Annotated in this window: 14 protein-coding genes; all 14 read left to right on the plus strand. The window is 61.0% G+C overall.

Annotation, left to right across the window (positions count from 1 at the left end; translation table 11 throughout):
• Positions 1-121 precede the first annotated feature (121 nt).
• From IFT80_RS02465 to IFT80_RS02530, 14 genes are read left to right on the plus strand one after another with little or no spacing between them, the layout of a single operon-like run.
• Positions 122-625 carry a terminase small subunit gene (locus tag IFT80_RS02465; protein WP_192136664.1) on the plus strand — a complete coding sequence of 168 codons (504 nt, stop codon included), beginning with the start codon at positions 122-124 and terminating at the stop codon, positions 623-625.
• Positions 622-2,310: a terminase large subunit gene (locus tag IFT80_RS02470; RefSeq protein ID WP_192136665.1), complete on the plus strand. Its 1,689-nt coding sequence runs from the start codon at positions 622-624 to the stop codon at positions 2,308-2,310. The genes IFT80_RS02465 and IFT80_RS02470 overlap by 4 nt, the downstream gene beginning before the upstream one ends.
• A 2-nt stretch (positions 2,311-2,312) precedes the next feature.
• Positions 2,313-3,530, plus strand: coding sequence for a phage portal protein (locus tag IFT80_RS02475; RefSeq protein WP_192136666.1), 1,218 nt, complete (start codon positions 2,313-2,315; stop codon positions 3,528-3,530).
• The gene (locus IFT80_RS02480; RefSeq protein WP_192136667.1) at positions 3,514-4,158 is read left to right on the plus strand and encodes an HK97 family phage prohead protease; all 645 of its coding nucleotides are present in this window, start codon (positions 3,514-3,516) and stop codon (positions 4,156-4,158) included. Before IFT80_RS02475 ends, IFT80_RS02480 begins: the two co-directional genes overlap by 17 nt.
• Positions 4,155-5,375, plus strand: a complete 1,221-nt coding sequence (locus IFT80_RS02485; protein WP_192136668.1) for a phage major capsid protein — start codon at positions 4,155-4,157, stop codon at positions 5,373-5,375. Before IFT80_RS02480 ends, IFT80_RS02485 begins: the two co-directional genes overlap by 4 nt.
• 48 nt (positions 5,376-5,423) lie before the next feature.
• Entirely contained in the window at positions 5,424-5,744 is a 321-nt protein-coding gene (locus IFT80_RS02490; RefSeq protein ID WP_192136669.1) for a DUF7302 family protein, read from the plus strand.
• Positions 5,744-6,043, plus strand: a complete 300-nt coding sequence (locus IFT80_RS02495) for a head-tail connector protein (RefSeq protein WP_049859350.1) — start codon at positions 5,744-5,746, stop codon at positions 6,041-6,043. Before IFT80_RS02490 ends, IFT80_RS02495 begins: the two co-directional genes overlap by 1 nt.
• On the plus strand, positions 6,043-6,363 hold the full coding sequence (locus IFT80_RS02500) for a head-tail adaptor protein (protein WP_192136670.1): 321 nt from the start codon (positions 6,043-6,045) through the stop codon (positions 6,361-6,363). Before IFT80_RS02495 ends, IFT80_RS02500 begins: the two co-directional genes overlap by 1 nt.
• Before the next feature lie 10 nt (positions 6,364-6,373).
• A complete protein-coding gene (locus IFT80_RS02505) occupies positions 6,374-6,544 on the plus strand; it encodes a hypothetical protein (RefSeq protein ID WP_192136671.1) in 171 nt (56 codons plus the stop codon).
• 3 nt (positions 6,545-6,547) lie between these two features.
• A complete protein-coding gene (locus IFT80_RS02510) occupies positions 6,548-7,048 on the plus strand; it encodes an HK97-gp10 family putative phage morphogenesis protein (protein WP_192136672.1) in 501 nt (166 codons plus the stop codon).
• Entirely contained in the window at positions 7,041-7,427 is a 387-nt protein-coding gene (locus IFT80_RS02515; RefSeq protein ID WP_192136673.1) for a DUF3168 domain-containing protein, read from the plus strand. Before IFT80_RS02510 ends, IFT80_RS02515 begins: the two co-directional genes overlap by 8 nt.
• Before the next feature lie 54 nt (positions 7,428-7,481).
• Positions 7,482-7,976: a hypothetical protein gene (locus tag IFT80_RS02520; RefSeq protein ID WP_192102165.1), complete on the plus strand. Its 495-nt coding sequence runs from the start codon at positions 7,482-7,484 to the stop codon at positions 7,974-7,976.
• Between the two features lie 39 nt (positions 7,977-8,015).
• Positions 8,016-8,345, plus strand: a complete 330-nt coding sequence (locus tag IFT80_RS02525) for a hypothetical protein (protein WP_192136674.1) — start codon at positions 8,016-8,018, stop codon at positions 8,343-8,345.
• A 23-nt stretch (positions 8,346-8,368) separates the two neighbouring features.
• Positions 8,369-8,590, plus strand: coding sequence for a hypothetical protein (locus IFT80_RS02530; RefSeq protein ID WP_376787034.1), 222 nt, complete (start codon positions 8,369-8,371; stop codon positions 8,588-8,590).
• Positions 8,591-8,615: the final 25 nt, after the last annotated feature.

Raw genomic sequence — 8,615 nt, forward strand, 5'->3', positions numbered from 1 at the left:
GCACGGTTTTGGTGCGAAAAATGGCCGGTAGGGAGGGGGGCCAAAAATATAGGGTTTCCCCAGTTGCTAGACCGCCCTCGACCGCACGTACAGATTTTTTCCCGCTCAGGATTTTTTGTTAATGGCTTTAACACCCAAAAAACGCGCGTTCATCGCTGCGGTGAGGGAAGGTGCGTCCAACAAAGATGCGGCCATTGCCGCTGGATGCCCCGAAAAGACTGCCTCTGCGGCGGGTTCGCGGCTCGCCAAAGATCGTGACGTGATCAACGAGCTGCACAAATTGAACGCTCTGCATCCTGTTAAAGCGGATGTTAAAACTGTTAAAGGTGTTAAAGCTCCGGAGCCCCAAGAAGGACCCGGTGAGCCAACTGAAAACAGCGAGCCGGACGCCTTCGATTTGACCCGGGCGCTGACGCACCGCGACCCGAAGGACTTTCTGCTGGCGGTGATGAACGACTTAGAGTCGGACGCAAAACTGCGGGTGGATGCCGCCAAGGCGCTGATGCCGTTCGTTCACCCGCGCAAGGGGGAGAGTGGCAAGAAAGAGGTGGCAAAGGACAAGGCGGCCGGCGCCGCTCAGGGCAGGTTCGGCGTGCGTAAAGGCCCGCTGTCGGTGGTGAGATGATGGAGTGGTCAACCGCCTGCACAGACTGGGAGCAGCGCATCGTTGCCCGCCAAAGCCTGATCCCTTTCGAACCTCTGTTCCCAGATCAAGCGGCAGAAGCGCTGGAAGTGTTCGGCGGTCTGCGGATGGTGGATGCCACCGGCAGCCCGCTGATGAGCGAGACCGTGCGGTCCTGGGTGAACGAGTTCGTCGCCGCCATCTTCGGCGCCTATGACCCGTACAGCGGTCGCCGGATGATCAGTGAGTTCATGCTCCTGATCAGCAAGAAGAACGGGAAGTCGACCATTGCCGCCGGCATCATGCTGACGGCGCTGGTGCTGAATTGGCGGACCTCGGGTGAGTTCATCATCCTGGCGCCGACCAAGGAGATCGCTGACAACTCCTACATCCCGATACGGGACATGGTCAAAGCCGACGATGAGCTCAAGGACCTGTTCAAGGTGCAGGATCACCTGCGCACGGTCACTCATCACCAGACAGGCGCCACGCTGAAGGTGGTGGCTGCCGACAGCGAAACTGTCTCGGGCAAGAAAGCCATCGGCGTGTTCATCGACGAACTCTGGGTTTTCGGCAAGCGAGCCAACGCCGAGGCCATGTTGCGCGAGGCTACCGGCGGGCTGGCATCCAGGCCTGAGGGTTTCATCATCTGGGCAACGACCCAGTCCGATGAGCCACCTGCAGGCGTGTTCCGGCAGAAGCTGCTCTATGCCCGCCAGGTGAGAGACGGCGGCATCGTCGACAAGTCGTTTCTGCCAGTGCTCTACGAATTCCCGAAGCACATGATCGACGCCGGCGATCACCGCCATGTGAAGAACGCGTACATCACCAATCCCAACCTGGGGCTGTCGGTGGACGAGCCATTCATTGAGCGCGGATTCGCGCAGGCGCAGATCGACGGCGAAGAGTCGTTTCGTGGCTTCCTCGCCAAGCACTTGAACGTCGAGATCGGGCTGGCGCTGCGCTCGGATCGCTGGGCGGGCGCCGAATTCTGGGAGGTCCAGGCAAAGGCCCCTGGCCTGACTCTGGATGACCTGATCGAGCGCTGTGAAGTTATCGATATCGGCATCGATGGCGGCGGTCTGGACGACCTGCTGGGCTTCGCTGCGATTGGCCGCGACAAGGCCACACGCCAGTGGCTGCTGTGGACCCATGCCTGGGCGCACCCCTCAGTGCTCGAGCGGCGCAAGGGTGAGGCGCCTCGGCTCCATGACTTCGCAAAGGAAAAACACCTGACGATGGTCGAGCTGATTGGCGATGACTTGGAAGAGGTCGCCGATCTGGCAGCACGAGTTGAGAAAGCTGGCCTGCTGGATCAGGTCGGTGTCGACCCGGCCGGTATCGGCGGCGTGCTCGATGCCCTGGTCGCCGCGGGTGTACCTCAAGACAAGATCATCGGCATATCGCAGGGCTGGAAGCTGGGCGGCGCGATCAAGACGACCGAGCGCAAGTTGGCCGAAGGCGGCCTGATCCACGGCGGGCAGCCGATGATGGCCTGGTGCTGCGGTAACGCCCGCGTCGAGCCTCGGGGCAACTCGATTCTGATCACGAAGCAGGCCTCCGGCTCGGCAAAGATCGACCCGCTGATGGCCACCTTCAACGCGGTATCTCTCATGTCACTCAACCCCGAAAGCAAAGGCGGGATGGATGACTACTTGAAAAACGGTTTCTTCGACCTTGTAGGCTGACTATGGCATCTCATTGGTACAACCCGCTGTCCTGGCGGATGTTCGGCTATGAGGATCCGAAAACCGGCGACTACGTCGAAGTCGACATGACTGTCGGCGGTAAGGCGACCAAAGCCGGTGTGCGCATCACGCCGACGAAAGCGATGAACATCAGCATCGTCTGGGCCTGCGTGAAGATCCTCAGCGAAACGGTATCCGGGCTGCCGCTCAAGCTCTACGACGACAAGGACGGCAAGCGTCAGATAGTAAAGGCGAATGACCGCGCCAGTCGGATCTTGCGCAAGCCGAACCCGTACATGACGCGGCTGAATTTCCTCAAGGCCGTAGTGGTAAACATGGCGCTGCGCGGCAATGCCTACGCGATCATCGAGCGCAACGGGTCGGGCGATCCGATCGGCTTCACCCTCGTATCTCCCGACAACGTCACCGTCGACACGCTCGAATCTCGGTTGATCTATTACGTCAATCTCGATGGCAAGCGTATCCCGGTATCTCCGGAAAACATGCTGCACTTCAAGCTGTTCAGCAGTGACGGTATCAACGGCATGTCGCCGGTGGAGCACCAGGCGGAGACCATCGGCCTAGCCAAAGCGGCGCACGACTGGTCAGCGCGGTTCATGCGCAAGGGTGGTTTCACTGGCGGCTACGTCATCTACGACAACTTCCTCACCGCTGAGCAGCAGGCTCAGGTGATGGCCAAGTTCCCCGACGTGCGCAAGGCTGACACCGAAGACCTCGGCAAGATGGCCATCCTTCAGGGCGGGCCAACGATCGTGCCCGCCGGCTTGACCCAGAAGGACAGCCAGTTCATTGAATCCCAGCAGTTCCAGGAAGAGGCCTTGGCCGGCGTCTGGGGTGTTCCGCTGTACTTGGCCAACCGGGCAAGCAAGACATCGATCATGGGCTCCAACCTAGAGCAGCAAACCAGCGGTTTTGTGACGTTCGGCGTGAAGCCCTACCTCGACGCCATCGAAGACGAGCTCAACGACAAGCTCTACACCGATACCGATCGGTTCGTCGAGTTCGTCGTCGAGGGCCTGCTGCGTGCCGACAGCGCTGCTCGTGCGACCTATTTCGGCGGGGCGCTTGGCGGCTCTGGCGGCTCGGGCTGGATGACCATCAATGAGGTCCGCGAAAAGGAAAACCTGCCGCCATTGGTAGGCGACGAATACAACCGGGTCACTCGGTGGGAGACGCAAGGCAATGCTGACAAAAATTGAGTTTCCCTTCGAGGTCAAGGCCGTCGACGACGCTGGCAACTTCGAAGGCTATGCCGCGGTGTTCAACAACGTTGACCTAGGCGACGACGTCATTCTGCCGGGCGCTTTCACGAAGGTGAAAACCACCCGCGCGGGCCGTCTGAAGCTGGCGCTGTTTCATGACCTGACCCGCCTGATCGGCTCTGCGGACTTCACCCAGGATGCCCACGGCCTCTACATCAAGGGCAAGGTCAACCTGGCTGTGAGCTATGCGCGCGATGCGTATGAGTTGATGAAGGAAGGCACGCTCGACAGCATGTCCATCGGCTTCAACACGCTGCTGGCCGCGTACGAAGAGCGCGAGGGCCGCAGCATCAGGATCATCAAGCAGGCTGAGTTGTGGGAAGCCTCACTGGTGCCTTTCGGCATGAACCCGGAAGCCACAGTCACCGACGTCAAATCGGACATCAGACTTTTTGAGAAGGCGCTGCGCGACCGCATGGGCCTTTCGCAAAAGGAAGCGGCTGCCGTCGCTTCGCTCGGCTACTCCGCTGTGCACCGTGATGGTGGCGCAGCGGCCACGGTGATCGTGGATGAGCTGAAAGACATTTCAACCCTGTTCACCCAACATTTTGGAGCATCGCAATGAGCGAAGTGAAAGAGCTGCGCGATTCCCTGGACAAGCAACTGAAAGACGGCTTCCAGGGCCTGCAGCAAAAGTACGACCATGTCGCCGAAGAGCTGCAGAAAGGCAACTCCGTGACGCTGGAAATGAAGTCCAAGATCGAGAACCAGAAAGGCGAACTGGAGCGCGTCATCGAGCAGGTGCAGAAGCTCGAGGAAAAGGGCATTCAGCTGCGCAACCAGGTCGGCGAGAAGAAAAGCTTCATCGATCTGGTTAAGGGTAACGACGCCTACAAGGCGCTGCAGCAGAAGAACCAGAACCAGGCCGAGATCGAGATTACCAAGTCCGACATGGCTTCCATGTCTGAAACCAAGCTGACTAGCGCCGGCCTGGTGCCCACGCAGTGGGACCCTATCATTCAGGATCGACCGCGCCAGGATCTGGTGATCCGCGACCTGATCCCCACCACGCCGGTGGATGGCCAGAGCTACAGCTACTTCCTCGAGAAGCTGCACACCCGCGGCGCCGGCATGGTGGCCGAAGGAGCGGCCAAGCCATCCAGCGATGTGACGTTCGAGCAGAAAACCGACAACGTCCGCAAGATCGCGGTGTGGATGCCGGTCACCGACGAAGCGCTCGACGACATCCCTCAGCTGTACAGCTACATCCAGGAACTGCTGCGCTACGACCTGAAGCTCAAGGAAGAAGGGCAGATCCTCAAAGGCGACGGGCAGGGCAACAACCTGAACGGCATCATGACCCAGGCCAGCGCTTTCAACGCTGCCTTGGGCCAAGCTGGCGATACGGCGATTGATACCGTGCGCCGTTCGATCTATCAGGTTCGCAAGCAGTCCAAGCGCGCAGCCGACGCGATCGTCATGACTGACCTGGACTGGATGAATATCGAGCTGCTCAAGGATGCGGACAGCCGCTACTTGTTCGCCAATCTGCAGGGCATGGTCACTCCTGTGCTGTGGGGGCGCCCGGTCGTGGTGTCTGACAGCATGGATGAAGGCGTGCCTGCTGCTGGCGGTACCGCGGCCACTGGCGGTGAATTTGTGGTTGGCTCGTTTGCCCAAGGTGCCCGTCTGTACGACCGCATGGCCTTCACCGTGAAGGTGGGTTGGATCAACGACGACTTCGTCAAGAACCAGCGCGTGCTGCTGGTGGAAGAGCGCTTGGGCTTGGCGGTTCGCCGTCCATACGCGTTCGTCAAAGGTCGCTTCGCAGCTGCCAAGTAACCCTTCCTGTCACTGGGGCCTGCGGGCCCCTTTTTGTTGAGGTGATGCATGAGAATTCGAACCCTGTGGGGCTTTGAAGGTGACCCGTCCGCGTTGGGCGTAGCGTTCGCGCGGATCCGCGCCGGCGAAGTCCTCGAGGATGTTGACGATGAATACGCCCATGGCTTGATCGGCAAGGGCTTGGCCGTTCAGGTTGCCGACGGTGCTGCACCGAAGGAAACCAAGCCGGCCTCGGCAGCTGAAAAGAAAGCGGCAGCAGAGAAGGCTGCAGCTGAAAAAGCTGAGCAAGAGCGGTTGAAAGAGCAGGCGGAGAAGGACGAAGCCGATCGCCTCGAGGCCGAGGAAAAGGCCAAGAAAGAGGCGTCGTAATGATCGCGCTCGCCCTGGTCAAGACGCACCTGCGCGTCGACGGGGTCGAAGAGGATCAGCTGATCGAAGGCTATATGGCGGCCGCGCTGGCTCACGTCGAACAGCACTGCGACCGTGTGCTGGTCGAGGGCGTCCCCGTGCTTCCGGACCAGATGGCGCTGACCAAGGATGTTCAGCAGGCGGTCCTGCTGTTGGTAGGCCATTGGTACGCCAACCGTGAAGCGGTGGTCATCGGTGGCGCGCCTGCCGAGGTGCCGCTGGCGGTTGATCGATTGCTCTGGTACAGGAAGAAATTCTGATGCGAGCCGGGCCTCTGCGACACCGTCCAACCCTCTACAAACCTGTGCGGGTCAAGAATCGAACCGGTGGTTTTGATGACACCTGGGTCGACTCCGGTCAGCTGTGGGCCGAGTTCACTTTGCCCACTGGCCGCATCGAAGCGGTGGCTGAACAGCTGTCTGCGATTGTGACCGCAGAAGTGCGAGTCAGGCCTCGCGCAGATCTGGTCGCCGGCTGCCGCCTGGAGAGCAGGGGCGTCACCTATCTGATCGTGGCGGCGCTGCCGGACAACGAGCTTTCGATGCTCCGGCTGCTCTGCACCAACGTTCCTAATCCTTGAGGATATTCCCATGAAAGTTCGAGCACTGGCCGATCTGTCCGGTACCGTGGGCGATCGCGCCGCCGGCGATGAGTTCGTCACTGACGCCACCACCGCACAGTCGTTGATCGACCGCGGCCTGGTGGCGGAGATCAAAGACGACGCGAGCGCGCCGGCCAAGCCCGCCAAGGGCAAGGAGTAAACCGTGGCGCGCCGGTCTCGCATGTCCGGCGACTTCAAGCTGCGCCGGACGCTACGCAATATCCATCAGACGATGGACAACGAGTTGCGCCCAGCCATGCAGGTGGCCGCCAACAAGATCCTCGCCACCATGCAGGCGACCGTGCCGCGCGATACGGGTGAAGCGGCAGGCGCCCTGCAGGCGTTCGTGTCCAAGAGCGGGCTGGATGCGCAGATTGGTATCCGCGGCAAAAAGGACAACCGACGATTCTTCTACCTGCGGTTTCTGGAGTATGGAACCAAGGGCTACGACGGCAGGAAGCGCGCGGGCAACCGTAACCGCTCGGTTAAGAACAAGTCCGACGGCGCGCACTTCTTCGGCAAGTATCCCGACATTCCTGCGCTGCCGGCACACCCGTGGTTGCGGCCTGCGCTGGATGTGAACCGGGAGGTGGTGCTGGCGGACATTCGCGCCGCTGTGAACCGAACGCTGAAGAAGGCCAGTCAGGGGGTGAGCGATGGCTGATCCCTCGGTTGCTCTTCAGGTGGCGCTGGTCGCGCGCTTGGAGTCGGAAGTGTCGTGTCCCATCTACGATGGCGCACCGCTCGACACGCCGATGCCGTACCTATCCATCGACCGTGAGATATCTACCAACATCAGCCCTATCGCCGGCCGCAAGCGGCAGATGCGCCTTATCTATCTCACCGTCTGGTCAGATGCTCACGGCCAGGCCGAGGTGAAGCGCATCAACGCCGAAGTGACAGCCGCATTGGATGAGCGCCGCCTGCCGCTGGAAGAGGGCCGGGCAGTGTCTGTCCGGGTCGAGCGTGCCGATGCGCAGCGCGATGCCGACGGCGTCACATACATGGGCGCTATTACGGTCCGCGTTATCACCACTCACTGATTCAACATCGGCCGCCTTGCGGCTTTATCCAATGTGCCTTTTGGAGGAATTTCCATGGCCGACAATCTGAACACCGCCGCCGGGTGCCGCCTCGGCATCGGCACCAAAGCCGCTGCCAGCACCGAAGCCGATTACAAAAAAGACGTCTACGTCGACGTGGGCGAGATCGAGGATCTGGGCGAGTTCGGCGACACCTTCAGCAGCGTGAACTTCACGTCGCTCAAGGATGGCCGCGTGCGCAAGTACAAGGGCACCGCCGACGCGGGCGACCTGACGCTGACGGTGGGCCTCGATAACGGCGACTTGGGCCAGAAAGCCGTGAAGGTCGCGCACAAGGACCGTACCAAGGGTGACTACAACATCAAGGTCACGCTGAACGATGGGGACCCGACGGCCAACCCGGTGGTGGTGCCGACCACCTTCTATTTCCGGGTGAAGGTGATGAACAACACCGTGGCACCGGGCGCGGCTGACAACGTCGTTCGCCGCAACATCACCATGGGCATCAACTCGGACATCATCGAAGTGATCGCCGGTCCTGCCGTTTGATAGCCGGGGCTTCGGCCCCGCTTCCCAAGGAATTGATCCATGAGCAAAACCCTACACGGCGCGACCTCGGTGCAGGTCGGTGAAGAATCCTTCGACCTGAACATCACCCTGGCTGCGGTGCGCAAGATCGAAGCGCATTTCGGCGGCCTGCGCGGCGCTGCGGAATCCCTGCGTGTGCTGAGCGTTGAAGGTGTGGCGCTGATCATCGCCGCCGGCGCCGGGCTCAGCGCCGATGCATCCCGCGAAATGCCCGAAAAGGTCTGGCTGGCCGGCGTGTCCGGCATTGCCGCGCAGCTAACCGGTTACCTCGGTGCGCTGTACAACCCCCGCGGCGACACGCCGGGAAACGTCGAAGCGGGGAAGGCGTAAGCGCCGTCGAAGACGGCAGCTATGTGGACCGTCTCTTTGCGGTGGCCACCGGCTGGTTAGGTTGGGCACCAGACGTTGCCTGGCGAACGCCTCTCCCCGAACTCTTCATTGCCATGGACGCCAAGATCGAATGGGCTCGTATCACCAACCCATTTGGCAGTGGCCGATCGGCCGAAAAACCCAAACCCACCACCGTGGCTGAAAAACTGCGCCAGGCACTGACCGGGCGCAAGGCTGCGCAGTAGAACCGTGAACCATCATTAGGGGCCC

This window comes from Pseudomonas sp. CFBP 8771, from assembly GCF_014841695.1.
In the GTDB taxonomy this organism is placed as follows: Bacteria; Pseudomonadota; Gammaproteobacteria; order Pseudomonadales; family Pseudomonadaceae; genus Aquipseudomonas; species Aquipseudomonas baltica.